Here is a 25,703-nt window from a genome sequence, read left to right as displayed (position 1 = left end):
ACAGAACCCAAGATACCCCACGGGATCGCATCCCAATCAGCAAAGTCTCTTCTCTTCAACAACATAGACAGATGGGTGTTCTGATGCGCGGTTGTAGAAGTCGAGATGCCGGCCGATCGAATGTCGCGCCTCGCCGACGGTTTCGTAGGCTCGCAGATAGACCTCCTCGTATTTTACGCTGCGCCATAGCCGCTCGACGAAGACGTTGTCCCGCCAGGCACCCTTGCCGTCCATGCTGATCGCGATGTCGTGGCTGGCGAGGACGCCGGTGAAGGCCGCCCCAGTGAACTGGCTGCCCTGGTCGGTGTTGAAGATCTCCGGCTTGCCGTGACGGACCATCGCGTCCTCCAGCGTCTCGACGCAGAACGCCGCCTCCATGGTGATCGACAGCCGCCACGACAGCACACGGCGGGTCGCCCAGTCGAGCACCGCGGCGAGATAGACAAAGTCACGTGCCATCGGGATGTAGGTGATATCCATCGCCCACACCTGATTGGCCCGCTCGATCGCCAGACCGCGCAGCAGATACGGATAGATCTTGTGGCCCGGTTCGGGCTTGGTGGTGCGCGGACGGCGATAGAGTGCCTCTATCCCCATGGCCATGGACCAGCCCCGCGAGTCTCGCGGCGTCGGAATCGAACCGATCAGGCGAACGCTCTAGCTTTTGACTCCGCGAGGCGCTGTTCGCGTTGCTCGGAGAGGACATCAGCACCATCGACGGCCTCGGTCCTTACCTCTCGCTGAAGCTGATCGCTGAATGCGGCGACGACCTCTCTTCGTGGCCAAGTGCAAAGCATTTTACCTCCTGGCTGGGATTGGCGCCGAGCAACAAGATCTCCGGCGGCAAAATGCTCTCGTCGCGAACGCGCCGATCCGGCGGCCGGGCGGCGGCACTTCTGCGCCTCGCTGCCGTGACCGTGGGTCGTACACTCCTCCATTTGGGGACAGGGAAACTTAGTGGCCCGCCGAGCAGTTACCGGGGACGAGCCTTGGAACGGCAAGCTGGAGATGCACTTGCTTCCCCGACCAGCCCAATTGCGCTTGAAGAGATATGGCAGGAGTCAAACTTCCGTAGAAGGTCGGAGTGAATGAAGCAGTCCCAACACTATCTTGAGCGCGCTGAGAACTGCGCGACACTTGCAGAGCAGGCCGAAAACAAGCCCGCCAAGAACCGCTACAAGAGGATGGAGGAGGCTTGGCGCGCCCTCGCCGAGGAGCAGCAGTGGCTTGACGGCGAGGTCGCACCTCAGGAGCGAACTGCATAAATTCTTTACGGCTCCTACGTGCCTCAGACCTAGTGTGGCCGTAAGGTGAATCGGTAGCTCGCCGCGCAGCTTTTGCTGTCGAGCAGAGCGTGGACCACCAGCGAGGTCGCTCCGGGCGCCGGCCGCTCGAGCCAGAAGGCCTTGAACAGCGGAAATTCCTCGCCCTTGGGTTCGCCTGTATCCCGGGCGGAGAGGCCGTACGTCTGCCCCTTGGCGACGGCGCGGAAATAGCTCGCGCCAAGGAATACGCAGACCTCGTCGTAGTAGTCGGCGCGGTTCATGGGCGCGTGGATGCGGAAGCCGGCAAACCCGAGATCGGTCTCCTCGAACGCCGGGACCTTCTCGCCGAAGGAGAAGTCCTCCTTGCGGTATTTGATTTCGGTGGCCTTTCGGTCCGCGACCTCGAAGATGTTCACGCGGTTCTTGTAGAAGAAGCCGCGATGGAAGAACTGCGCTTCGAACGGGAGATTCTTGCCCCGCCAGAGGGCACGCTCGGGCAGGAAGCGGATCGAGCGGTACCGATCGTAGTCGAGGTCGTTCAATTTGCTCGGCAGCTTCTCGTCCGGAGCCTCGTACGGTTTGCCCGCCAGCATACGGGCCAAGTCCCGCACCGTGGACGGCCCGAACGCGCCGTCGGAAGGACGAGCTGCGGCGAAACCGCTCTGGGGTGCGATCAGCAATGCTGGCAGTAACGCCGAACCTTGAACAAGCTGGCGTCGGTTCACGTGCCCTCCTATGCTGCTGCTGCTGCGCCAAGCAACGACCGCCGCGCCCGCGAGTTCCATCGCCGCGGATCACTGGCGCGAAGACCCGCCATCACAAGGCAAGTGCGGGCGCTGGCCTGTTTCCGACCTCAGTGGCCTAAGTTGATTTTCGCAGTGGCCTGATTTGAAAAGAGGCCCCAGCTCTGGGGGCAAAAGGGAACGATGGAGCTGGGGCCAATCGGGGTCGCCCTCAAGGAAAGGGCACCGGGAAAACTTGACAACAGCAGCAACGTTCCTATGCAAAGCGCCGCCGTCTAAGACAGCGGCCCCCTCACGCTTCCGGTTACAATGATTTCGAAATGAAATGGCTCCGCTAGACCCGGGTTGCCAGTTTTTCCCGGTTAACAAATCCCCGCCATCACAAATGTGAATCAGGCTCCTAAATTCCGGAAAGAATTTGGAGTCGTTGCGTTGAATCAATTCTTGCCCGGCTGCGCCAGATGGATTGAGCCAATGAGCAAGAGAGCGCCACCGCCCCAAAGAAACCCACCGACGAGGAGCGCACGGAAGGACTGCGCGAGGTCGTCGGGGAGGACATCAAGGAACAGCGCGAGCTTATCGAAAAGCTACGGCGCAAGATGAACTAAGGCCGCCTCAGTGGGCGGCCTCTTCCCTCTTTTTCAGAAAAACCTTCATCGCGCTGACCATTTGAATCATCAGTACCCAAGTGCGCAATCGCAGACAGGAAATTCGGAGCCTCCGTGGCGACGTTGTACTAAATGTGTTAGACCTTGCTCCGCGGCGCCCCTCAAAGGTGCCACACAAAAATAGATCGCCGGGCCGAAAACCCCAATAAAATCAATAGCTGACGGGATTGTTATAACAGTTCAATCCTGTCTGGCAATTGCTACTTCTCAACCGTGCTCTTCGTCCCCCTTTGGGCGAGCTTTCCAAGCGGAAGTTTATGGGCGGGGCGCAGGCTTGTTGATCGCAGCAACCCGCCACAGCATCTGATTTGGCTGCAAGGATAGGATTTGAACAAACCCTATCGATTTCGTAGCGATCGGGGCTATCGCCCTCGCGCGGCAGTCTAGCCGACGTATTCCCAACTTTTCCTAGTCGATGCAGGAGAGCCGCTTCGAACGAATGCCGCGGTCGGGCGGCAGTCGTGATCGAACCCCTCTCCGCCGAAAGTCTCCGCAAAACGGGAATATTCGTAAGCGCTTAGCCGTAACCCTTGCTTCGGGATCTGGATAGCTATGCGAAGAAGCCTCCTGCTTTGGACGGAGGTTTTGGATGGGATTGGACAGCAAAAAGGACGTCCATTTGGACGGCCCATCGGCGGGGTCGGTTACGGCTGTAGACCGCACCGCATTTGCAGTGCCGATGTTCGTCCGACATGGCGGGCTATGTACAATTTGACCGGCGGTTTGGCTATTGGTCCAAAGCCGGATGCGGTTTTCAGTCTCCAAGCTAATCCCGTCATTTCGAATGCCATCATGGGCGCAGGACTCAAGAGCTTGAAGTCGTGCGGGACAATGAGACCTACCCGATGCATGGCTGCTCCTACTGTCCGAAATGTGGATGATAGCCCAGACGGGTTATCATCCAGGAGGTATGCTCTGCCGCCGAACCCGAGCTCACGCACGGGCCGAATGGCCGAGAGCGCCGTTCGGACCCGCATTGAGAGCCAGACTCAAGCCTACCTTTTTGATAGCCCAAAGTCAGGCAGCCGCCTCCGCCTCCGCCTCCCGTCGAGCGTTCCTGCGCAATCTCCGCTGGCACGCCGAAGGTCCGGTGGAACGCGCGACGCATGCGTTCTCGGTCCGCAAAGCCCGTTTCTTGCGCCACGACATTAACCGTGTGCTGTCCCTCTTCGATCATGAACCTAGCGGCCTCCAGCCGGAGCCTCTCCACGGCTTTTGCTGGTGACTGGCGAGTCTCACCCAGGCGCGGCTGAACTGGCGGGAGCTCAGGTTGGCGACCGCCGCAAGCTCCTCGATCGACAATCGGTTCTGCAAATTTTGACGGATGTGCGCCAGCACCAATTCTATGCGATCGGACTTCGGCGTCTTATCGAGGAGCGCGGAATGCTGTTTTTGCCGCCCATCCGACGCTGGTGCCGCGCTATTTCCTTCTGATGAGATGGAACTTTTCAGAACTTCAAACCTTCGTGGTTCTCGGGGATTTAGGTTAACAGCCGATCATGGTAGTATTTTACCTGTGTTCGGGTTTAGGGGAGGTGGGCGTTATGGACGTCCGAAATGGCACCGGGTCTCAACGCGACCGCATCGAATCGCTCTGGCCGTTCATTTGGCAAGATCCATCGGCAGCTTTTCTTGAGCAGCTTCCAGTTGCCATCTACGCCTGCGATGCGCGTGGCCGGATCCTATGGTTTAACTCAAGAGCGACAGAATTGTGGGGCCGTTCACCGCGTCTGGGCGATGATTCCGAACTTTTTTGCGGATCGTACAAGCTTTTCTTCGACGGGAAGCCAATCGCCCGCGAGCAGACGCCGATGGCCGAGGTCCTGAGGACCGGAATTCCTGTCCGTGGCCTGGAAGGTCGAGTGGAAAGACCTGATGGCTCCCACATTTGGGCCGTTGTGAACATTGCACCGATGCTTGACCAGAATGGTGACGTGGAGGGCGCGATCAATTGCTTTCACGAGCGCGTCGGCGGAGGATGTCTGGAAGATCCGGCTGCGCGCAGAGATGACTGGCTGCGCGCGAGAGATGAGCGCCTTGCCGCCACCTATGAGCACGTAGGTGCCGGCATCGTGGAGGCCGACCAAGACGGCCGAATGCTCCGGGTCAACCAGCAACTGTGCCGGCTAACCGGCTATGCGGCTTCCGAACTCGTCGGAAGGACCATATTTCAGGAAACACTTCCCGAGGACGTGTCTGACGATCGCGAGCAATTCCGCCGCCAACTCGCGGGGGAGGTGGATCGATACACCATTGAAAAGCGCATCTACTGCAAGGACGGAGGTTATATCTGGGCGTCTGTGACCTCGTCCAGCGTCCGAGACGCCGCCGGCAGGTTTCTTTACGCTGTTCGCGTGCAGCACGACATTACTGACCGCAAGCGAACCGAGGGAGAACTCGCCCGGCGCAGGGAGGAGCAGGCTGCACTTTTTGCTTTCTCGGAAAGGCTGCAGCACTGCAGGTCAACTGAAGAGATCTATGACGCTGCCCTCGCCGCCATCACGCGGGCCCTGGGATGCGAGCGGGCCTCCATCCTGCTGTTCGACGAGAGCCGCGTGATGAAGTTTGCCGCGTGGCGAAGCCTCTCTGAAGATTATCGGTCCGCTGTCGAAGGGCACTCGCCGTGGGCTCCGGACGAAGCCGACCCGCGTTCCGTCTGCGTTGAAGATATCGCTGCCGCGGAGCTACCCGAGGAAATGAAGCAAGCCATTATCCGTGAAGGTATCAGGTCCGCTGCATTCATACCGCTTCTGCGGGATGGGCGCCTCACCGGAAAGTTCATGGCATATCACTCAATCCCGCACAGTTTCAGTGAGGCGGAAATCGACGTGTCGCTTGCGCTGGCGCGCCTTCTTGGATTTAGCCTGTCACGACTAGCGGCGGAAGATGCGCGCCGCACAGCCGAGCGCGACACCCGACAACTGGCCGCAATCGTACAATCTTCGGATGATGCGATCATAAGCAAAGATCTAGAAGGAGTAATACAGACCTGGAATGAAGGCGCGGTGCGACTGTTCGGCTATCACAAGGAGGAAGTGATAGGCCAGCCGATTACGCTGCTCATACCGCCTGATCGTCAAGACGAGGAGCCGAGAATCCTGGCGCTGATCCGGAACGGAGAACGTATCCATCATTTTGAAACTATTCGTCGGCGCAAGGACGGAAGCCTGATCGATATCTCCCTTACCTTATCTCCCATACGCGATCGCGGGGGACGCATCGTCGGAGTCTCGAAAATCGCGCGTGATATCACGAAGCGGAAGATTGCCGAGGCAAGCCTTCAGGAAAGCGAGCGGCGGCTGCAAGAATTGCTCGCAGCAATTCCGGCGGCAATATATACCACGGACGCCGAAGGCAGGATCACCTATTTCAACCAGATGGCCGTCGAGTTCGCCGGACGAACGCCGACACTCGGCAGTGATGAATGGTGCGTGACCTGGAAGCTCTATAATCCGGACGGCACCTTCCTGCCCCACGACCAATGCCCGATGGCGATCGCGTTGAGGGAAGGTCGGCCGGTGCGCGGTGCGGAAGCCGTTGCGGAACGACCGGACGGTACGCGGGTGCCGTTCATACCATTTCCGACTCCTTTGCGCGACGCTTCCGGAAAGATCACCGGCGCTATCAACATGCTGGTGGATCTAAGCGAGCGGAAGCAGGCCGAAACGCAGCAGCGCCTCCTGCTCAATGAGCTCAATCATCGCACCAAGAACAACATGCAGGTCCTGCAATCGCTGCTGTTCGGCGCTGCGAGGAGCGCCAAGAGCGTGGAGGCGCGGCGTGTTCTGCAAGAGGCAAGTGGGAGGATCGCAGCGATGGCGGCCGCACAGCGCGTGCTCTACGGCACGACTGACGCGGCCAAGTTCTCCGTGGACCAATTCCTGGGGGCCGTCGTCGAGACGGTGCAGCAAACTTTGCCATCAGACGTGAAGATCGTTCGAACTCAGGCAAGCGGCATATTGTTCAACGAGATCGCCATGCCGCTCGCCTTGATTTTGAACGAACTCCTGACGAACGCAGCCAAGCATGGTGCCAAGGACGGGGACACCGGCAGCGTTCGAGTGGGATTGACCGAGCGCGACGGACATTTCGAGCTTCATGTCGAAGATGATGGCAATGGGTATGATTTATCAGCCGTCCGCAACACATCGTCCGGCCTGCGACTTGTACTTGGTCTCGCCCGCCAACTTCATGCTGATTTCGAGGTAACTAGAATGCCGTCACGCGCGACCCTGCGTTTCTCCGCAGGAAGAGGCGCATGATGCTTCACTCGCATTTCGACTATACATCCTTTGCCGCACCATTCGATCGTTCGGGCAAAGAAGGGAATGAAGCGGAACGACAAAACCCGACGGAGCAGCTCGGTAACGCCGGCGGCATCCTGATTGTGGAAGACGATTATCTGATCGCGATGGAGGCCGAAAGTGCCTTGACGGATGCCGGATTCAGCGTCACTGGGGTGGCGGCTACGGCTGAGGAAGCGCTTGAAATGGCAAATCAGCGCAGGCCAGTCCTCGTCATCATGGACGTTCGTCTCGCCGGCCGTCGTGACGGAATTGATGCCGCCGGTGACCTGTTCCGCGGTCTTGGTTTGCGGTGTGTATTCGCCACGGCGAATGACGATCATCAGACGCGCGCGCGAGCCGAGCCGTTCCGCCCCATAGGATGGCTGACAAAGCCCTATACCATGGTATCACTTATAAGCTTGGTTCGGACAGTCATCTCGAATCCGAATTGATACGAGCTGATCGGCCACAACGGGCGCATTTAAGTGAGTCCCGGAAAACTGCCGAGTGGGGCGCGTTTACGACTTCCCAGGCAGCGAGGCCGGATCGGAAATGCGCTCTCGCGATAACCATTCGTGCGAGTCGACTGCAATAAGAACGGGTGCGATGCCAGTTACGACGGCAAAAATGTGGTGGGCACAAGGCTAATGGGAATAAGCGTTCATATCGATGGAGTGTGCCCTGCCGGCTTGGAACCGGCGCAGCAACGGCATGGTTGAATCACGGCAACGGTAAGCAACAATGCGTCGCCCCGTTTGGGTATAATGTTTTCTGAGTTCGAGAATGCGCGATGTACGCGCAGGAGTCCGTCAGAGTGGCAGTCAAATTTAGAAACAATGTGCAGGTCCGTGGCAGTGGCGAGCAGGCAATGATGTTCGCTCATGGCTTCGGGTGCGACCAGAACATGTGGCGCTTCGTAGCACCTGCCTTTGAGGCAGATTTCACCACAGTCCTCTTCGACCATGTCGGGGCGGGGCGCTCCGATCTCAGCGCATATGACCGCCAGAAATATTCTACGTTGGCCGGCTATGCCGACGATGTCGTTGAGATCGGCCGCGCGCTCGGCCTGAAGGGCGCCGTCTTCGTAGGGCATTCCGTCAGCGCGATGATCGGCGTGCTTGCCGCAATCAAAGACCCTGAACTGTTCGAAAGCCTGGTCCTGGTGGGACCGTCTGCGCGCTACATAGATGACGGCGACTATGTCGGCGGCTTCAGCGCCCAGCAAATCGAGGAACTCCTCTCGTTTTTGGAGGAGAACCACATGGGATGGTCCGCCCAGATGGCGCCCGCCATCATGGGTAATCCAGACCGGCCCGAACTCGGCGAGGAACTGACCAACAGTTTCTGCCGGACCGATCCCGCGATCGCCAAGGAGTTCGCCCGGGTTACGTTCCTTTCCGACAACCGCGGGGACCTGGCCAAGATCAAGGCGCGCACCCTTATCCTCCAGTGCAGCGAAGACATCATCGCCGGGATGCAAGTCGGCGCCTACGTCCAGCGCAACATCCCCGGCAGCCAGATGACCGTGCTAAAGGCGACCGGCCACTGTCCCAATCTGAGCGCTCCGGCCGAAGTAGTGACCGCCATCCGCGAGTTCGTCTGACGTGATAAATTCCCTCGCGGGCGACAGCGACTTCGAAGACCTGTACGAAAACGCGCCTTGCGGATACCTGTCGCTGCGACCCGACGGGCGCATCGACCGTGCCAACAAGACGCTCGCGGGATGGACCGGGTATGCCGCCGACGATCTCCCCGGCTTGCGGCTCAGCGAGCTGCTCAACATGGCCGGGCGGATCTTCTTCGAGACGCATGTGTCGCCCCTCCTGCGTATGCAGGGCTTCTTTGACGAATTCGCGCTGGATCTCCTCACCAAAGATGGGAAGCGGCTGCCCGCCATCGCTAACGCGCGCGAACGCAGGGACGACGCCGGTGCCCTGCTGTTCACGCGGCTGACCGTGCTGCGCGCCGCCGACCGGCGCCGCTATGAGCGCGATCTGATCGATGCCCGTAAGCAAAGCGACGAACTGAAGGTCGCGCTCGAGGAACGCCTGCGCCAGGAGCGGGAGAATGCGGAGCTGCGCGAACAGTTCATCGCGGTTCTCGGCCATGACCTTCGCAATCCGCTTGCGTCCATCGCCGCCGGGGCGCGGCTGATGCTGAAGGCCAAGACGCCGGAGGACGGGCTCAGGCTCGAAGCCATGATGCAAAGCAGCGTCGGCCGCATGGCGAAGATGATCGACAGCGTGATGGACCTGGCGCGGGGCCGCTTGGGCGGAGGCATCTCGGTTTCGAAGTCGATCACTGGAATCGAGCCGGTACTCGATCAAGTAATCGCGGAACTCGCCACCGCCCACCCGGACCGTGGTATCGAAACGCAATTCGAACTCGAGACCCCTGTCTTCTGCGATCCGGCCCGCATCGCACAGCTATTTTCCAATCTGCTCGGCAACGCGATCAGCCACGGCGCGCCGGACCGGCCGGTGCGTATCGGTGCCATGACCAAAAGCGGGGTCTTCGAACTTTTTGTGGCCAATAACGGAGCGTCGATACCCGCAGAAGCTCGGAAGCGGCTGTTTCAGCCGTTTTATCGCGGAACCGCACATGGCCCCTCGGAAGGACTCGGCCTTGGTCTCTACATAGCCGCGGAGATCGCGAAGGCCCACGGCGGCACGCTTGATGTCGCCTCTTCGGAGCGGGAGACGCGGTTCACGTTCCGGATGCCTCTCGAAGGCGACGGGTCGCTGCGGCCCGGCTAAATAAACGGACGGGCGCGTTTCTCCAGTATCGACGTAAACAGATCCGCGTGACGGCGAGCTTTTGCCGCACCCAATCCCTCCTTGTCCGTTCTCCCTCTGAGGTGCTTGTGCGATGCAAAAAGCTTATGCGCAATTGGTGGCATGGACCAGAAACGCCCCAAGGGCGGAGGCCCGCGAAAGCCGCTGGATGATCCCGCCAGCAGGCCAACTGGTCCAGACACCGCGCTCGGCGCCTTTTATAGACGGGCTTTCAGCGCGCATCGGCAAGGCCAAGGCCGTGACCGCCACGGCCCGCAAGATCGCAGTTCTGTTCTACAATGCTGTGCGATACGGAATAGACTATGTCGATCCCGGGGCCTCGTCCTACGAGACGCGTTACCGGACGCGAGTGGTTAACAATTTGCATCGGCGTGCCAAGGCATTCGGCTTTGTTCTCCAGCCCTTGGAGCCGAAAGTAGTTGCTGCCGTTTCTTAGGAATCATTCTCCAGCGTCAGCTCTCCGATCTTGGCATGCAGCGACTTCACATCGACTGCAGGCGCGGCCGGCGGCCCGCCCCCTGGTCCGAAAATCCCGGAAGCATTGCCCTCAAGCTGCGATTTCCACGCCGTAATCTGATTGGGGTGAACGTCAAAATGCTCGGTAAGTTAGGCTATGGTCCGATCGCCTTTGACGGCGGCCAGAGCCACCTTCGCCTTGAAGGCCGGTGAGTGATTCCGGCGTGCTCGTCTGCTCATCGTCTCGCCATCGCTCCCGCCGACGCCTCCGACGCCGACACTCTGCTCGCGAATGCCGATCTGGCCCTGCACAGTGCAAAAGGTGCCGGTGGTCGGCGTATCAGGAATTCGTTCCAACGCTTCGGGCCAAAGCCGAATCTCGTCGTGTCCTCGACAACGAGCTCCGTCGCGCATGGACCAACAAGGAATTTGTCCTTTATTTTCAGCCACAGGTCCGCTCCGATAACGCCGCAATCGTTGGCGCGGAGGCCTTGCTCCGGTGGCAACATCCGACTCGTGGGCTGATAGCGCCGGCGGTCTTCATCGAGGCGCTTGCCGAGAGTGCGATATCGCTCGAGGTCGGACGGTGGATTTTGGCGTCTGCTTGTCGCAGCGCTGTCTCATGGCGTGAGAAGACACTTGGCAACTTGAGAGTCGCGGTAAACCTCTTTGCCGTCCACTTTCGGCAGGGAACGCTGCTTCAGGACGTCAAGGGTGCTCTGCAAGACAGCGGATTGCCGCCGCAGGCTTTAGAACTCGAAATCACCGAAAACATTGCACTCTTCCAGGATGAAGCCCTGCTTTCACCTTTGAGAGAACTCAGGGCGATGGGGGTGAGCATTGCGTTCGATGATTTCGGGACGGGTTATGCTTCGTTGAGTTGCCTCACAAGTTATCCTTTGACGCGCATCAAAATCGATCGCAGTTTCTTGCAAAACGCATGTGCCAACTCTGCGCCGAAAGATTCTGCAATCGTTCGATCGATCATGGCGCTGGCACGAAATCTGAACCTCGACGTGACCGCCGAGGGCGTTCGAAACGATTGCTCAAGCGACGTTTCTTCGATTGGAGAACTGTCAAGAATTACAGGGTTACTTGTTCTCGAAGCCACTGCCTGCCGAGGCATTCGAGTAATTGCTATCTCATCGCGAAGAGTATGCGCGAATTGCATGAGTCCTATCTCTCTCAAGCGACCCCAGCACCGAAGACGGCCTGATTTGGCCCGACTGGACTAGGCCGTGAACCCATAAATCTGCCGAGCCGACGGCCTACCAGAGGGCGCTATGCGCCGGTAGCGACCAAATTTGCAGCGCAGCTAAATGACGCGATATTGCCACACAAGGGGCTTCAGGCCGTGAAGGCCCGCGAGTGGACATTGGGCGATGCCGCCTCCCTTGGCGCCAAAAGTCGACCTCAACGTCTTCGACGCCGAAGCGAATTGACAATTTCCTCTGCGGCATCCTGAAGCTCGCCGAGATGCCGGGAGGCAAAGGCCTCGACCGAAAAGGCGGTTTTGAGCCAGACAATGTTAATCGATCCCAGGACCCGAGGTCCGTCACGCAGGGGAACCGCAATCGAAATCAGGCCGTCCGCATGCGGAGGTCGGCCATACCAGCCGCCGACATGTGTTGGATCGCGGGTTGCGTAGCCGCGCGCTCGTACCTCCGCGAGAATGGCATTGAGGCGCGCCGGCTCTCGCGCCAAGCGGTCTTCCGCTTTGCTTGATGTGCGCAGCATCTCGAAAATTCGCTGCCGCTCTTTGGCAGGACAGTAGGCCAGATAAGCTCGTCCAACTCCCGTCAGGAGCCAATTCACCTGTAATCCAATCCGCTCCTCCTGCAACAGGATCGGGCTGCGCGAACGGCTGGTTTCGCGGATTTCCATATGATCGCCGGCAGGCACCATCAAATCGGATGGCCAGGACACGCGTTCACACAATCGCTGAAGGATCGGTGCCGCGGCTTCCGCGATACGGTCACGATGTTCGCGACGCGAAGGCGCGTGCGCAAGCGTCGCGCCGATGCGGTAGCGCCCGTCGGCAAGGCGTCGCGTAACCAGACCCGATCGTCCGAGCGTGTGAAGGATCCGCAGCAGGCTCGGTTTGGATATGTTCGTGAAGGCGTAAAGCTCTTGCAGCGACGAATCAGGCTGCATTTGCAGCGCTTGGAGCACAAGGAGACCGCGCTCCAAGCTCTTAATCACTTTCGAGCCCGCCATCTCCAACCTACGTTCCACACTGTGGAATTGTTGTTTCCGCAATGTGGAACATAGCGTTCCACATTGCGGAATGCACGTCGATTTTTCTGGTAATCGCGGCCGTCACGTTAAAAGGTGGCGTGCCTGCAGGCCACGATTTGCAACTTCGAATTCTCGTCTTCCGATGGAGACTTCCATGAAATCCCACCTGCTTTGCTGCATCCCTTCTTTGTCGATCGCGACCCTAGCCCTGCTTGTGGCCTCGGCATCACACGCTGGCGCGCAGACGCCGTTTCCAACAGGAACGGTTCGATTCGTGGCGCCGTTTTCCGCCAGCACGCCACCCGATATCATCAGCCGCATCGTCTCGAAGGAGCTGACGGAATCCGAGGGCTGGCGCGTGATCGTCGAGAATCGGCCCGGCGGCGTCACCACCATCGCGGCGACCGACGTCCTCACCCAGCCGGCGGATGGCAATAGCCTCTATGCGATGTCCGTTCCATCAGTTGCGGCGCCGTCGCTCGTGCCGAATATCTCGTTCAATCTCGACAAGGACTTCGATCCAGTCATCAAGGCGACCGTCTCCTACAACGTGTTGGTGGTCAATCCAACCGTGCCAGCCAAGACCGTCGCGGAGCTGGTGGAGCTTCTGAAGAGCCAGCCCGACAAGTTGACTTTCTCCTCTGGAGGTTTCGGCACGCCGGCGCATCTGATCGGGGAGCAGTTCAAGCTGCAAACTGGCACGCGAGCCCAGCACGTTTCCTATGCACAATTTCCGCAAGCGATCGGCGATTTGCTCAACGGCACCAACGCGTTCATGTTTATCACCATGTTGCCGGTGGTCGACCTGATCAAGACTGGCAAGCTGCGGGCGCTCGCGGTGACCGGTCCGAAGCGCGTGCCGATCCTCGCGGACGTTCCGACAATCGTGGAAGCCGGCTTCCCGTCACTGGTTGTCGAGGACTGGACCGGTTTTGCAGTCAAGCACGGCACTCCAAAGGCGGCAGTCGCACGGCTCAACGCTGCGATCAACAAGGCGCTGGAGAAGCCTTCGGTACGAAACGCACTGGCGAAGATCGGCGCTGAAGCCGCAGGCGGCACGCCCGAGCAGTTCGGCCGGCTGGTTGGCGACCAGGTCGCGCACTGGCACAAGGTCGTCGCCGACGCCGGCATAAAGGTCCAGCAATAGTGACAGCCGATTTTCGAGTTACCTTGCTCGGGACGGGGGTGCCAATCCCTCGTCCCGATCGTTTCGGTCCGAGCACGCTGATCGAGGCCGGCGATCACACCATCTTGATTGACGCCGGGCGCGGCGCGACCATGCGCCTATTCCAACTTGGTATTCCTATCGGCAAGATCGACGCATTGTTGCTGACCCATTTTCATTCGGATCACACCGTCGGCATTCCCGATCTCTGGTTGACTGGCTGGCTGAGCTCGCATTTCGGCAACCGACAGCGGCCATTCAGTGTGATCGGCCCGGTAGGCACAGCGAGGCTGATGCATCATCTCGAAGAGGCCTATGCTCGCGACATCGAGATCCGCGTGGAAGACGAAAAGCTCGCGCGAGAGCATGTCGCGATAGCTGTGGAGGAGTTTGACGAGGACAGCGTCGTATACAAGGCCAATGATCTGCGCATCATAGCCTTCACGGTCGATCACGGCGATGCCATCAAGCCGGCCTACGGTTATCGCATCGAGTACCGCGGCCGCGTGGCAGTCATATCAGGCGATACCCGCTACAACGCGAACGTCCTGCGCTACGGCGAGGGCGCCGACCTGCTGGTGCACGAGGTCGCAATGGCGCGGCCGGAACTGCTGGGCGAAGCCTACATCCAGCGCATTGTTAATCATCATACTTCACCGCAAGAAGCCGGTCGCGTTTTTGCCCAAACGCAGCCGAAACTTGCCGCGTTCACGCACCTCGTAATGCTCGCCAGCGACACGGTGACGGCACCGACCGTTGACGAACTGATCGCGGCAACGCGCGAGACCTATGCTGGACCGCTTGAAGTTGGCGAGGATCTGATGAGCTTCGAGATAGGCGAGACGGTCATCGCCGGACGCACTTGCGTCTAGAGTGCCGCTTTGTGTCATTCGCGCCCAGGTCGAGCTAGTAGCAAGTCCGGCCAAGTCCGAAAACGAAAGTTAAAAGCATTAGCGGCGGCGCCATAAGTTATGGCGGGTTGATGACGCTACCCGAGAAGTGATTCAAGCTCGAAACGGGAGCCTCGAATCATGCGCTATGAGCTCAGCGACTACGAATGGACCGCGATCAGACCGATGCTACCGAACAAGCCGCGCGGCGTTCGGCGCGTAAACGACCGTCGCGTGCTCAATGGGATCTTTTGGGTCCTGCGTTCAGGTGCGCCATGGCGCGATTTGCCGGAGAAGTACGGTCCCCGCACCACTTGTTACAATCGCTTCGTCCGGTGGCGGCGGGCTGGCGTCTGGGACCGGATCATGGAAGCACTGGCCGCCGGTCAGCTGCAGCGGCCGCTGCCGGACGGTGCGCTTCGGATCGTCGCCCGCGGCGTGAAGGAAGACCCGGCGCCGACCGCGTAGGTTCTGCACAGCCCCACGGAACACGTGGACAAGCTGGAGCCACCGCATTTCGGAATCCCTGACCCGTGCTAACGGCCAGGAACGAGCCGGCGGCCCCAAGGATTCGTCTCGGCAGGAGCGATCTCGATGCTGATGACGAAGGAAAGACCGAGGGCGATCCGGACCCTGCGAGGCTGGGCGATCCACGTGCTGCAGGAAGCCCGCGCCATCTACGAATGCGAGGAGCACGGCTGGGCAAAGGACCGTGCCGACCCGCATGCGCGAGAGCACGCGTTGGCCATCGCCAGGCAGCCCCCCCGACCGGCTTGTCTCCGGATCAGGCGGTGGCCGAGGTCCGCGAAGTGCTGGATTCGATCGGCGACACCTGCCCGGAATGCACGCCCTAACACTGAGCCCGCGAGCGGATGTAATTTGTCGCGCCGCAACACTTGGCTTCCAAAATTGCGATGTGACCCGCCCCGTCTTCTTTTACTGGCGGCCCCGATTCCCTTGGTCGACGAATTCTACCGGCGTGCCCTTGGAAAGCCGTTCCGCGACGCGCTCGGCGTCCCAGTTCGTGAGACGGACACACCCGTGCGATTCCGACTTGGACACCTTTCCCGGAAACGGCGTGCCGTGGATCCCGTAGCCATCTGCCGAGAGATTGATCCACATTGAACCGACCGGATTGTTCGGGCCCGGCTTGATGACGAACGGCTTGCGCGAATGGACGCCCTTGAAGTGGTAGGCCGGGTTATAGCGGTAGATCGGATTGCCATCGATCTCCGTCACCTTCAATGTGCCCGAGGGAGATGGCTTCTCCTCACTGCCGATCGTCGCGGGATAGAATCCAATCAGGGCGTTCGACTTATCGAAGAGTTTCACCGTCTGGCGAGACTTGTCGACTTCGACCTTGGCCGCCTTCTCGGAGCTCTGCTCGGCCCCGGTGTCGATCACGACGATTGACTCGCCGGCCCGGTCGAGGTTGCGCCCCGGATTCAAGGCGGACAGCAGGTCCTCCCTCATATGAAACTTCTCGGCCAAACCTTCGCGCGGGCTGGCGTAGGACAGCTTCGGGATGTCCTTCATGTCCTCCATCTTCGCGGGAAGCTTCTTGAGGAACGGTCCTGCGACGTCCTGGTCCGCGATGGTGTAGTTCATCGTCACGGGACGACCGTCCGCCGCGAGCTTCCCCCAAACCTCGGGACTGACGTCGTCCGAGGCCGGCAATTGCTGCGCCTCCTCATAGGCGCATAGGGCCTTCTTCGCATTCTCTCCGAACCTGCCATCAACCTCGCCGGGGGAGAAGTGCGCCCGATCTAGCAGAACCTGCAGCCTCACCCCCGCCGGGGTCGGCTTCTCGCTCGAGAGCGTCTTCCTCGATGGCTCCGCCGTGTCGATCGCCGCAGCCTTCATTTCCTTGCCGAATGCGGAGCTCGTCGCCAGCGCTAGGCAAATAAAGATACCTCCGAAAGCCGCGCTCCGACCCGGCGCGCGACGACGCAAGCCCATCACTTTCGATCCGCAGGCGCCTGAGCGTTTGCCTTGTTGGCGTCGGCCTTGTTCGCTTCGTGGTGACCAATGGCGCAACCCGCGGCGGCGCCAAGCTTGCCGTGTCCGGCCATGTGGCCGGCGACGCCACCGACGATGGAGCCTTTGATGCAGCCCTTGGCGTCGGCGGCGGGTGCTAAGGCGAACGAAATCGCGGCCACTAAGGCCACCGACATAATACATTTCATTTGCATTCTCCGAATCTGGATCACTGCCTGCTCAACGCGTCCCGGACAAACTCCGTTCCGACGTATATTTCCGGCCACTCATTCCGGGCCAGGCGGAGAGCATCTGTGCCGGCGCCCCAGGCCTCCAGCGCCGCCTTGATCGAGGGGGGCCGCGATGGCGAGGTCGTGGATGCCAAGCCATGTCCGGTAAGTCTTCAGCTTTGGTGATGGAGACTGCCGGCGGCCGCGACGTTCAACGCCGCCGAGCGAACCAGACTCCCAGTACGAAGGCCGCCAACAGCGAGCGCAGCGGCGCCTCCACCGTCGCCTTCCGGAGCCGCTCGGCCAATTCATCCACGGACTGCCGGAGGTCCGTTTGCTTCCTCGTCCGCGGCGTTTCCCGAGGAGGATTCTCAAAGCCGCCCTGATCTTTCGTCAGCCCGGAGGCCTCCGTCATCGCCGAGATTTCGCGCTCATCCATGCGGTCCTCCTACGTTTGCTGTAGCAAGCGCCATCGAGAGCCCCAGGTTCCTACGCCGACTTCCGCCGCGCTCCTGACGCGGGCTTCTTCACTGCTGTTTCCTTGGCCGGCTTCTTGCCGGCGATCGGCATCAGCATCTCCTTCTGGGCCGCCGCAGCTTTCTTCGTCTTCTTGGCAGGCTTTTTCGGCGCCTCGGTCTTGGCTGCTGCGCTGCCCACGCTCTTGCGTAGCGCGTCCATCAAATCGACGACGTTCTCGCCTTTCGGTCGATCCTTCGGCACGATCGGCTTGCCGGCCCGCTTCTGGTTGATGAGCTCGATCAGCGCGCTTTCATAATGGTCCTCGAACTTCTCCGGCTCGAAGCTGCCCGCCTTCTGGTTCACGATGTGCCTGGCCAGATCGAGCATGTCCTTGGTGACTTTGACGTCCTGGATCTCGTCGAAGTATTCGTGTTCGCTGCGCACTTCGTACGGATAGCGCAGCAGCGTGCCGACGAGACCCTTGTCCATCGGCTCGAGCGCGATGATGTGTTCGCGGTTGGTCAGCACCACCCGCCCGATCGCCACCTTGTTCATCTCGCGGATGGTCTCGCGGATGACCGCGAAGGCGTCGTGGCCGACTTTGCCGTCGGGGCGGATGTAGTAGGGGCGGATCAGGTAGCGCGGATCGATGTCGGCCTTGTCGACGAACTCGTCGATCTCGATGGTGCGGGTGGATTCCAGCGCAATCTCCTCAAGCTCCTCCTTGGTCACCTCGATGAACTGGTCCTTCTCGAGCTGGTAGCCCTTGACGATGTCCTCGTTGGGCACCTCGTCGCCGGTGTCGGCGTCGACTTTGAGGTACTTGATGCGGCGGCCGGTCTGACGGTTGAGCTGGTTGAAGGAGATCTTTTCGCTCTCCGACGTCGCCGGGTAGAGCGCGACGGGGCACGTGACGAGCGACAGCCTCAGAAAGCCTTTCCAGTTCGCGCGGGGGGCCATGTGTACGCAACGCTCCAGGTACGGGGACATGGACTCAAGACGAACGGGGCGACACAGTTCCGACAATGCCCGAGGTGTCCACCGCACATTGAGGCCACACCCGGCGGCGCCTTGTCCGCGCGGTCCTCGAGCATCGTTCGCAGGCAACGCCTCGATGGGCCGCGGATGATGTCTTTGGACGAGGACGACGTCCGGATCAAGTGCCCTCGGACGCTTGCTCCTCCCCCAGCGGCCACGGTCCGTCACTAGGGGGAAAAGGTAACGACCTCGACCGGGATCGAGGTCGCCAACCTATTGGCTAGGTTTCGCTCCCGGCTGGGGCTTGGGTGGCAAGGGGTGCCGAGAGCAAGGATTCGACGCGGCAGAGGGCCGATCGTTCCCTTGCGGAGCGAAGCAGCGCTGGCAGCACCCCTTCGTACGCGTGATGAGCGGGAGCGCCGCGCGAGTCTGGGCGCGGCAGGACTGGCCTAGTCGATTAAATCCGAAAGGCGCCGCCCCGAAGGGCGGCGCCTGAAGCATCAATCACCAGCGGCCGGTGCCGAAGCTGAAGCCGATGCTCGGCCCGCCTCCGTAATAGCCGTACCCGCGATCGTAGTAGCCCGGACCGCCGTAGGAGCCGTAGCTTCTGCGCACCACGTAGCCGTCGTCGCCGCCGTAATAGCGCTGCACGTATCGTGGGCCACGGGTCCGGTAGCAGCGGCCATACTCGCTGCAGACCAGGCGGACCTGATCGATGTTTGCCGCCTCTGTGGATCCGACCGGGCTTGGGTTGAGCGGCGCTGCCGAGGCCGCCGACGCCAGCATGGCGGTGGCGACAAACGCTCCGAGAGCAATAGTTCTCATGTTCGTTCTCCTTGGTGTGACAAGATCAATCGATCTCTTCGATGACGCGACGTTCCCCTGGTTCGACGATGTAGGTGCGGCTATCCCGGTTGATGTACCGGTACTCCCGCAGGCTCGGCGCCTCGCGGTAAACCTCCTCGGGGAAAGTCTCGACTTCCACGCCTTCCGGCAGGCGCTCCCCCCTGCGGATCTCGGTGCGCACGGTGCTGCCGGTGGTCTGCCGCTCGCGCTCGACAGGGCGAACCTTGGCGTGCTTCCGGATCACCTCGCGATCACGATCGCTGAACGTCGCCTTGCGCTGCTCCGTCCTCGCCGGCGCAGCGGCCGTCGAGCGGCCGGAGTACGGCAGGACCGTCACGATCTTGTAGGTCGACGGTTCGACGATCACGATCTCGTCCTTGACCAGGACGAAGTTGTAACCGCGGTACTGCGGGACGATCTCGACGACCTCGGCCGGCAGCGGCTGCAAGCGGATATCGCGCGGCACGGCCGTGCCCACCGACAACGAGAAGTTCACGTTGTTGAGGGGCTGCACGTTCAGATGCGAAATCGACGTGCTGATCCGGGTTCGCTGCTGGTCGTTGATGTTCACCGACGCGTTCACGTTGGTGTTCGAGGAACGATCGGCCGTGTTCTGCTGATTGTTCGGCTGCTGCGCCGTGTTCGTCGAACCGCTACCCGTCGGCGACTGCGCTTGGTTGGTGCCTGAGGCGGGCGGATTGGCGCTCTGCGTCTGGGTATTCGTGTTCGAAGGAGAATTGGTCTGCGCCTGGTTGGGAGGCGTCGTGGTCTGATTGGACGGCTGATTGGTCTGAGCCTGGTTGGTCGAGTTGTTCGAGGCCGGCGCCTGCGTGGTGTTGGTACCCGTGCCCGAATTGGACGACTGGCCTGCAGCGGTCTGACCGGTCGAGGACGGAGACTGCGTCTGGGCCGAATTCGCCGAAGGATTGGCGGACTGTGCGGATCCCGAAGATGACGACGGCGTCGAAGAGGACGGCGTCGTGGATGTGGAATCCTGCTGACGCGTCGGCAGATTGGAATTCGACGTGCTCGGAGAAGACTGGGCAAAAGCGGAAGTCGCGATCGCGACTGCAGCGGTGGTAGCCAAGAATAATCGCTTGTTCATCTGAACCTCCTTAATGCGGACGTCGAACAACCTCGGGCGGGACGCTGGGTTCCATTGCGGGAAAACTTGGCAATTCCGCGGGAAGCGCGGTTTCTGTTGTCCCGAAATGGTGCAGATCGCGAGAGTGGGAACTTCGGTCGCGCGGCGTCGTTGGCGATGACTACTTACGAGTCATTTTTCACTTTGAGGAGGACATCATGAAGAAGCTTATCGTGTGCGGCGCTCTCGCCGCCTTCGCCCTCGGCACGCAGGCCGCCAGCGCCGCCGAGTTCTACATCGTGCGCGACGCCACCACCAAGAAGTGCACAATCGTCGACAGCAAGCCGACCACCACCACCACGACGGTCGTGGGCGACGGCGTCTACAAGACCAAGGTCGAGGCGGAGTCCGCGGTCAAGACCACGAAGGTCTGCACCGAGCAGTAATAGCCGCGGCGGCGTCAAGAGCCGTCTGAAGCGTTCTGACAGCGATTGGAGGAGAAATGCCCGTACTGATTTTGTGGGCCGTTCCCGCCGTCCTGGTTGTTGGCGGCGTCGGCTATTTCCTGGTTCACATGCACTGAGCGGATACACCGCACGGATGAACGACCCGCCCAATGATCTGGGCGGGCCGTTTTGCGTTGCAGTCAGTACACTGGCTCCCAAGGGCACAAAAAAAGGGCCCCGTAGTTGGGGCCCTAATTCGCCGAGAGCACGCGTCGCGCTAGTTGTAGTCCGAGTATTTGAACTGCGGAAGCGCCTTCAATTGCTCTTTGTTGCCGCTCATGACGGCGTGGTCGGGGACCCAATCGTTCGTGGTGCGGTTCGTCGTGGTTGTCGACGCGGTCCCGGTCGTGGTCGTGTCGCGCGACGTGGTCGACGTGCCGCTCGAGCTGGTCCGGACCGGCTCTTCAACGAACTTCAGCTTGTCCATCGAGACGGCGATGTCGTGCTCGCCCATGCCGAGGAAGCCGCCGACTCCGATGACCACCGCGTGGATCTTGCCGTTCTTGTCGACGAGCAATTCGTTGATGTCGCCGAGCTTCTCGTTGGCCTCGTTGTAGACGTTCAGGCCCATCAGCTTCGAGGCGCGCCAATTTCCCTTGAGCGCCATCTTCGCATCGGCCGGCTGGGCGGTCGCCGCCGTCGCGGCGCGATCCACGGGCTGAGTAGATTGCGCGAAAGCAGCGCCGCCGATCACGGCAGTTCCAAGCAAGGCGACAGCAAGAAAGCTTTTCATAGATTTTCTCCTCCAACGTGAGCCGCACCCGTCCGGATGCCGGCCTCAACGCCGCCAATTACCGCTTGTTCCCGACCCGGAACGGATCGCCAAGGTCGATAGGCAGCCGGCTTTTCCAGCGCCCCCAAGCGAGCCGCGGAATAGATCTCTCACGTAAAGCGCGCTCCGCGGGCGACCAGCTCGCGATATCGGGTCTCGTAATCGTTCGCCATCCGGCTTGCGACGAAGCGCTCCTCGAACCGGGCGCGGACCACTCGTCTGTCCAGCCGGCGCAGTTCTTTCACCGCTCTGATCGCCTGCTCCTCACCGTCGACGATGAAGTCGGTGACGCCGTCCTCCACGACTTCCGGCACCGAACCTGATCGATAGGCGATCACGGGCGTCCCGCACGCCATCGCCTCGATCATCACCAGACCGAATGGCTCGGGCCAATGATCGGAAACAGCAGGCCCGCTGCGTTGGCGAGGAAAGGCTGCTTCTTCGCATCGTCGACCTCGCCGACGAGCTGGACCTGCCGGCCGTCGATGTTCGGCTCGAGCTTGTTCTTGAAGTAGGCCGTCTCCGCGCGAGGGATCTTGGCGGCGATCCGCAGCGGCATCCGCGCCGCACGTGCGATGCGTATGGCGTCCTCCGGTCCCTTGTCCGCCGTCAGCCGCCCCAGAAAGGCCAGGTACGAACCCGGTTCGTAGGAGGGCCTAAACATATCCTTGGGCAGTCCGTGCTGGATCGTCGCGATCCAGTTCGCCTCCGGAAGCGGCCGACGCTGGTCGGCGGAAATCGAGACGAATGGAGCGTCCGCAAAGGCACCGATTACCTGGGGCAGACCGGGAAGATCGAGCCGGCCGTGCATCGTCGTCAGGAAAGGCACGCCGGTCCGGCTCAGCACCGGAAGGGGCAACCAGTCGACGTGTGAGTGGATCACGTCGAAGTCGCGCGAGCGCTCGGCGATGGCCTCGATCAGAAGCGCGCAGGCGGCGTTCGGATCCGCACCCTTCCGCCCCAGGCGCAGCGCGCGCGGCCACACCGCGTGGAACTTTCCCTTCGTCATCGAGTCACCGCTTGCGAACAGGGTGAAGTCGAGTTGGGCATATTCCTTATCAACGTTCTCACCGCTCCGGGTTTGGAAGTCGTCGGTCCATTTCCGGCCGAACTGCAACAAAACGTAGTTTTTACGGCGGCGGTTGGATCGGAAGCGAAAGAAACCGCCGCTGCCAAGACCCTCATTGAATACCTCAAAGGTCCGGCGGCCGTTGCAATCATCAAGTCCAAGGGCATGGATCCCGGTTGATCCGACGGGTCAACCTGTCGGCGGTAAACGCCTCCCGCGCTTCCAAACGTTTCCCACTTCCGCTGTTGGCCCGTTCCGGACCAAGTGCGACGGTTTTATTATGTCCGCTGTTCGGGGTGGATCGGAAGTGACAGGTAGAGGTCTGCACCGACGCGATTGACCCAAACCGGACACGCGGCGCTCACCGGCTTAATTCGATTTTGGGGACGGCGGATTGAACTTTATAGATGGGCCGATCTGGACGTACTCCTCACGGATGGAGTTGCCTCCTATCTTCACGACACACCCGATGTGCCAGTCCCAATGCGCCTCAAGCTTCATTGACCCCCAACGGTTCTTGCATCCTTCATTTGACATGTATGGAATGATGACCAGTGCGAGACTGTCAATCGGCGTTGGCTTATTCCATGCCGAAACACACGGTCATCGCGAGCAACTCTTCGCGCTTGTAGCCAAAATGACTACACATCGCCGCGTTCACGGCGAGGAAACGATGCGAATGGGACTCCGCCACTCACATCGGAATTGGGTTTTCTTCATAGAGCAGCCGAAAGGAAGCTTCCCGGCGCTTGAGCTCGTCGGTTTGGCCGTGAGGCGACGACTTCCGGTCTACTTGGATAAGCGGACGTGGTTAGATCGGGCCGGCACGTCACGAAGGGGCCAGAAGCGGACCTAGGGCCGGCCCTCTGGAGAAGGCCAGCCCGCTGTTCGTCACATTAGAAATACGCCTATGCGGCAGCCTTGATAAGTCCAAGCTGCGTCAAGGCCGCCACACCATCGTCGAGGCCGATCTCCTCGACAATCTTGCCATCCTTGAGCTTCAGGACGGTCGTACCGGTGAACTTCATGTTGCGCCCTGTGTTGGCAGGCAGTGATCCCGCCAAAAAGTCGCGGAAGGCGGGCCCGGTGTGCGTGCCACCACCTTCCCAGCGTCCAACAACGTAATCGCCTTCCGCGATCAGGTCAGCCGCACCCCAGAAGTTGAGGTCCGGAAACGCCTTTCGAAAGTCAGTCATGAAGGCTTTAATGTCGTCGCGGCCGCGACGAGGTTCGTGAAGCGAATATTGCAACAGCATGTCCGGCGCTGCGAGTTCGTCCACGATCTTCAGGTTGCAGGTCGCGCCCCAAAAGTCTGTAAACCAGCGACCCACGATCGCTTTGTTGTCACTTTCCTTCGACATGTAGCTAATTCCTCTGCTTGTGTTTTCAGTTCGAGTGGACGCCTTGCAGATGGGATCGGGGCCGGCTTGGACCATGCCGTCGGGACGGATGTGCAGCCCAGACTGAGGATCAATCGCCAGCCGTTCGAACAGCTCTCGCAGTTCTGGTCGGAGGCCATCTCCACAAAGAGCTGCGATAGAGTGAAACTTGTGCATGTCGTGCTCCTATGTGCGCCCGCCCACGATAGGATTTCACGCAGATTGATCCACCCGATTTCCGATCGGCCGCTGCGCCAACACAGGTCGGCTTCGGGTCACAAGGCGAAAGAAATCAAACTGAGCAATTCTCGTCCGCTATGCCTCAGTGAGTGAACCTCGCGGAGGGATGCCGCCACTTTCGCCGATGGCCATGTGTGGACGGCTCCGGGTTGGCAAGGAGAATCTTCACCTGCGGCGTTGGTCGGAGCAGCCGTGTGTTCGGCCTTCTTGTGCGGTACTCATGACCGCTGGCCATAATGCCCTCCGCGGATCAGGTCCCGATCAAAAGCACGCATTCGAAGATGCCATGGCCCATGTGGGTTGTCCTGATCGCCGGATCGACCGGCGCTGCATTAGTGCTGTTCGCCCTTCCAACCGTTACGTCACAGCCGGATGACCGGCTGTGATCTCGTTCACGCCGTAAGGCCGGCGGGTTCCTTGTAGGGTTCGTTCCTGGCCATCATCGCCCATGCCATCCTGGCGAGCTTATTGGCGAGTGCGATGGCTGCGACCTTGGTAGGGCGCCGTGCCAACAACGCAGTGAGCCAAGGCCGATGGCTTGTGCCATGGATCTTGGCATAGCGGATCACGGCGAGTGCGCCCGCTGTGAATAGGCTGCGTAAATAGCGATCGCCTTGCTTGCTGATCCGGCCAAGCTTGTCCTTGCCCCCACTCGAGTTCTGCTTCGGCACGAGCCCGACCCAGGCCGAGAAGTCCCGCCCCGATCGGAAGGTCTTGGCATCGGCAACGCTCGCGACTAGCGCCGTTGCCAGTGCTGGACCGACGCCAGAGATCGCATCCAGTCGCTTGCTCGTCGCCTTTGATCGATGCCAGGCAACAATGCCTATCGAACTCCAGGATCTGAGCCTTCAGTGCCCGCAACTGGCCGCCGAGAGCCGAAAGACACGCGCGGGCCACCTCCGGAACTCGGCGGTCGGCTGGATCGGCGACGACTTCTAACAGCTGTTCGACACCCCTGCGCCCGACGGGGGCAACAATCCCGAACTCGGCCAGATATGCGCGGATCGAGTTGATGACGGCAGTCTGCTGGCGAATGAAGAGATGGCGCACGCGATGAAGCATCAGACAGCTCTGTTGTTCGATGGTCTTGGTCGGCACGAACCGCATGTTGGGCCTTGTGACCGCCTCGCAAATAGCCTCCGCATCGGTGCTGTCGTTCTTCTGCCGCTTAACGTAGGGCTTCACATAGGCCGGAGGCATCAATCGCACCGTATGCCCCAACGCCTGCAGCTCGCGCGACCAATAATGCGAGGACGCGCAAGCCTCGATCCCCACGAGGCACGTCGGCAACTTCTCAAAGAAGGACAGACGAAACGGCGCTTGAGCTGACGGCGTATGATCACTTGGCCGGCTGCATCGACCCCATGCACTTGAAAGACCGACTTCGCGATATCCAGACCGATTGTTGAAACTGACTGCATAGGTTGCTCCTCCGAATCGTGGGAGCCTTAAACGGCGCCCATTGTTTGGCACTCTCGTGCCCGTGGAGGAGCCGTCCACAGCATCAGGAGCGGACGTCGCCCGCCTCTCTCGATCAGCTCGTCGCCTCTGAGCTAATCTTGTTGATGGCTGTGGCATTTGACGCCGATTCTCGCTAACATTTCAAAAGGTGCCGGTTCAGACCGGTGACGCTTTACGGCGGGAGAATCCCTTGAGC

General features: G+C 60.5%; 19 protein-coding genes and 10 pseudogenes. 14 read left to right on the top strand and 15 right to left on the bottom strand.

Going from position 1 to position 25,703, the window contains the following annotated elements; genetic code table 11:
• Positions 1–36: 36 nt before the first annotated feature.
• Positions 37–597 (bottom strand): annotated as a pseudogene (locus IVB27_RS17960) (IS3 family transposase); the annotation flags it as partial.
• Between IVB27_RS17960 and IVB27_RS43620 the strand changes: the two are divergent.
• Both IVB27_RS43620 and IVB27_RS17950 read left to right on the top strand, forming a co-directional pair.
• A pseudogene (locus tag IVB27_RS43620) lies at positions 598–944 on the top strand (transposase); the annotation flags it as partial.
• Between the two features lie 144 nt (positions 945–1,088).
• A complete protein-coding gene (locus IVB27_RS17950; protein WP_247444696.1) occupies positions 1,089–1,265 on the top strand; it encodes a hypothetical protein in 177 nt (58 codons plus the stop codon).
• 35 nt (positions 1,266–1,300) lie between these two features.
• On the opposite strand, the pseudogene IVB27_RS17945 reads toward IVB27_RS17950, so the two are convergent.
• Positions 1,301–1,990: pseudogene (locus IVB27_RS17945) on the bottom strand (glucan biosynthesis protein); the annotation flags it as partial.
• 1,703 nt (positions 1,991–3,693) lie between these two features.
• Positions 3,694–4,077, bottom strand: a pseudogene (locus IVB27_RS17940) (helix-turn-helix domain-containing protein); the annotation flags it as partial.
• A gap of 143 nt (positions 4,078–4,220) precedes the next feature.
• Here IVB27_RS17940 and IVB27_RS17935 point away from each other — a divergent pair.
• The 5 genes and pseudogenes from IVB27_RS17935 to IVB27_RS17915 all read left to right on the top strand — a co-directional run.
• A complete protein-coding gene (locus IVB27_RS17935; protein ID WP_247444695.1) occupies positions 4,221–6,938 on the top strand; it encodes a PAS domain S-box protein in 2,718 nt (905 codons plus the stop codon).
• Entirely contained in the window at positions 6,935–7,414 is a 480-nt protein-coding gene (locus IVB27_RS17930) for a response regulator (RefSeq protein ID WP_247444694.1), read from the top strand. Before IVB27_RS17935 ends, IVB27_RS17930 begins: the two co-directional genes overlap by 4 nt.
• Positions 7,415–7,776: 362 nt before the next feature.
• Positions 7,777–8,565: an alpha/beta fold hydrolase gene (locus tag IVB27_RS17925; protein ID WP_345946889.1), complete on the top strand. Its 789-nt coding sequence runs from the start codon at positions 7,777–7,779 to the stop codon at positions 8,563–8,565.
• A gap of 1 nt (position 8,566) precedes the next feature.
• On the top strand, positions 8,567–9,718 hold the full coding sequence (locus IVB27_RS17920) for a PAS domain-containing sensor histidine kinase (protein WP_247444692.1): 1,152 nt from the start codon (positions 8,567–8,569) through the stop codon (positions 9,716–9,718).
• Between the two features lie 216 nt (positions 9,719–9,934).
• Positions 9,935–10,193, top strand: a pseudogene (locus tag IVB27_RS17915) (IS110 family transposase); the annotation flags it as partial.
• A 2-nt stretch (positions 10,194–10,195) separates the two neighbouring features.
• Here IVB27_RS17915 and IVB27_RS17910 read toward each other — a convergent pair.
• Positions 10,196–10,453 (bottom strand): annotated as a pseudogene (locus IVB27_RS17910) (transposase); the annotation flags it as partial.
• On the opposite strand from IVB27_RS17910, the gene IVB27_RS17905 reads away from it, so the two are divergent.
• Complete coding sequence (locus IVB27_RS17905) at positions 10,423–11,448, top strand: EAL domain-containing protein (RefSeq protein ID WP_345946888.1); 1,026 nt, start codon at positions 10,423–10,425, stop codon at positions 11,446–11,448. The pseudogene IVB27_RS17910 and the gene IVB27_RS17905 overlap by 31 nt on opposite strands.
• A gap of 178 nt (positions 11,449–11,626) precedes the next feature.
• Here IVB27_RS17905 and IVB27_RS17900 read toward each other — a convergent pair whose 3' ends face one another.
• A complete protein-coding gene (locus IVB27_RS17900) occupies positions 11,627–12,430 on the bottom strand; it encodes an IclR family transcriptional regulator domain-containing protein (protein WP_247444700.1) in 804 nt (267 codons plus the stop codon).
• A 295-nt stretch (positions 12,431–12,725) separates the two neighbouring features.
• Between IVB27_RS17900 and IVB27_RS17895 the strand changes: the two genes are divergently transcribed.
• From IVB27_RS17895 to IVB27_RS17880, 4 genes and pseudogenes are all read left to right on the top strand, one after another.
• Positions 12,726–13,598, top strand: coding sequence for a Bug family tripartite tricarboxylate transporter substrate binding protein (locus IVB27_RS17895; protein ID WP_247444691.1), 873 nt, complete (start codon positions 12,726–12,728; stop codon positions 13,596–13,598).
• Positions 13,598–14,488: an MBL fold metallo-hydrolase gene (locus IVB27_RS17890; RefSeq protein WP_247444690.1), complete on the top strand. Its 891-nt coding sequence runs from the start codon at positions 13,598–13,600 to the stop codon at positions 14,486–14,488. The genes IVB27_RS17895 and IVB27_RS17890 overlap by 1 nt, the downstream gene beginning before the upstream one ends.
• Positions 14,489–14,647: 159 nt before the next feature.
• Positions 14,648–14,887, top strand: a pseudogene (locus IVB27_RS17885) (IS5 family transposase); the annotation flags it as partial.
• Between the two features lie 213 nt (positions 14,888–15,100).
• A pseudogene (locus IVB27_RS17880) lies at positions 15,101–15,360 on the top strand (hypothetical protein).
• Between the two features lie 82 nt (positions 15,361–15,442).
• Here IVB27_RS17880 and IVB27_RS17875 read toward each other — a convergent pair.
• From IVB27_RS17875 to IVB27_RS17850, 6 genes are all read right to left on the bottom strand, one after another.
• Complete coding sequence (locus IVB27_RS17875; RefSeq protein WP_247444689.1) at positions 15,443–16,369, bottom strand: L,D-transpeptidase family protein; 927 nt, start codon at positions 16,367–16,369, stop codon at positions 15,443–15,445.
• Positions 16,370–16,464: 95 nt separating this feature from the next.
• The gene (locus IVB27_RS17870; protein ID WP_247444699.1) at positions 16,465–16,692 is read right to left on the bottom strand and encodes a hypothetical protein; all 228 of its coding nucleotides are present in this window, start codon (positions 16,690–16,692) and stop codon (positions 16,465–16,467) included.
• Between the two features lie 232 nt (positions 16,693–16,924).
• Positions 16,925–17,152, bottom strand: a complete 228-nt coding sequence (locus IVB27_RS17865) for a hypothetical protein (RefSeq protein ID WP_247444688.1) — start codon at positions 17,150–17,152, stop codon at positions 16,925–16,927.
• 50 nt (positions 17,153–17,202) lie between these two features.
• Positions 17,203–18,132, bottom strand: a complete 930-nt coding sequence (gene ku, locus IVB27_RS17860; RefSeq protein WP_247444687.1) for a non-homologous end joining protein Ku — start codon at positions 18,130–18,132, stop codon at positions 17,203–17,205.
• Positions 18,133–18,654: 522 nt separating this feature from the next.
• Complete coding sequence (locus IVB27_RS17855; RefSeq protein WP_247444686.1) at positions 18,655–18,975, bottom strand: hypothetical protein; 321 nt, start codon at positions 18,973–18,975, stop codon at positions 18,655–18,657.
• A gap of 25 nt (positions 18,976–19,000) precedes the next feature.
• A complete protein-coding gene (locus IVB27_RS17850; protein WP_247444685.1) occupies positions 19,001–20,101 on the bottom strand; it encodes a DUF1236 domain-containing protein in 1,101 nt (366 codons plus the stop codon).
• A gap of 197 nt (positions 20,102–20,298) precedes the next feature.
• On the opposite strand from IVB27_RS17850, the gene IVB27_RS17845 reads away from it, so the two are divergent.
• A complete protein-coding gene (locus IVB27_RS17845) occupies positions 20,299–20,526 on the top strand; it encodes a hypothetical protein (protein ID WP_063994963.1) in 228 nt (75 codons plus the stop codon).
• 277 nt (positions 20,527–20,803) lie between these two features.
• Here the strand turns inward: IVB27_RS17845 and IVB27_RS17840 are convergent, their stop codons facing one another.
• Both IVB27_RS17840 and IVB27_RS17830 read right to left on the bottom strand, forming a co-directional pair.
• A complete protein-coding gene (locus tag IVB27_RS17840; RefSeq protein ID WP_247444684.1) occupies positions 20,804–21,319 on the bottom strand; it encodes a PRC-barrel domain-containing protein in 516 nt (171 codons plus the stop codon).
• Positions 21,320–21,468: 149 nt separating this feature from the next.
• A pseudogene (locus tag IVB27_RS17830) lies at positions 21,469–22,397 on the bottom strand (glycosyltransferase family 4 protein); the annotation flags it as partial.
• On the opposite strand from IVB27_RS17830, the gene IVB27_RS17825 reads away from it, so the two are divergent.
• A complete protein-coding gene (locus IVB27_RS17825) occupies positions 22,347–22,607 on the top strand; it encodes a molybdate ABC transporter substrate-binding protein (protein WP_247444682.1) in 261 nt (86 codons plus the stop codon). The pseudogene IVB27_RS17830 and the gene IVB27_RS17825 overlap by 51 nt on opposite strands.
• Positions 22,608–23,335: 728 nt before the next feature.
• Here IVB27_RS17825 and IVB27_RS17820 read toward each other — a convergent pair.
• The gene (locus tag IVB27_RS17820) at positions 23,336–23,788 is read right to left on the bottom strand and encodes an ester cyclase (protein ID WP_247444698.1); all 453 of its coding nucleotides are present in this window, start codon (positions 23,786–23,788) and stop codon (positions 23,336–23,338) included.
• 650 nt (positions 23,789–24,438) lie between these two features.
• Positions 24,439–25,467, bottom strand: a pseudogene (locus IVB27_RS17815) (IS110 family RNA-guided transposase).
• Between the last annotated feature and the right edge of the window lie 236 nt (positions 25,468–25,703).

Origin of the sequence: Bradyrhizobium sp. 197 (genome assembly GCF_023073375.1) — a bacterium.
GTDB lineage: Bacteria > Pseudomonadota > Alphaproteobacteria > Rhizobiales > Xanthobacteraceae > Bradyrhizobium.
Note: the sequence above shows the minus strand (reverse complement) of the source record. Positions and strands in the feature narration are given on the sequence as shown.